This is a genomic window from Streptomyces sp. BE303 (assembly GCF_036290945.1).
Taxonomy (GTDB): Bacteria; Actinomycetota; Actinomycetes; order Streptomycetales; family Streptomycetaceae; genus Kitasatospora.
On record NZ_JAQYWZ010000118.1, the window covers coordinates 1 to 407 of the forward strand.

A 407-nucleotide genomic window follows, 5' to 3' on the forward strand; every position below is an offset into this window, starting at 1 on the left:
GGGGGGGGCCCCCAACCCCCCCCCCACACCAAAAAACAAAAAACACCCCACCCACACCCCCCCCACCCACCACAACCACAAAAAAAACCAAAAAAAACAACAAAAAAAAAAAAACAAAAAAAAAAAAAAAAAACAAAAAAAACCCACACAACAAAAAAAAAAAAAAAACAAAAAAAAAAAAAAAAAAAACAAAAAACAACCCCCCCCCAACAACCCCCCCCAAAAAAAAAAAAAAAAAAAAAAAACAAAACACACAACCCCCCCACAAAACAAAAAAAAAAAAAAAAAAAACCGTTAGACAAAAACAAGAAAACCCCCAAAAACACCAAACAACAAACACCCCACCACAACCCCAACACCCCCCCCTACAACACCCCCAACAAACAACAAAACCACCAAAACACCCA

Annotated in this window: 1 protein-coding gene; it reads right to left on the minus strand. The window is 38.1% G+C overall.

From position 1 onward, the window contains the following. On the minus strand, positions 1 to 308 hold a 308-nt coding region (locus PUR56_RS43125), incomplete at its 3' end, for a hypothetical protein (RefSeq protein ID WP_329947368.1). Between the last annotated feature and the right edge of the window lie 99 nt (positions 309 to 407).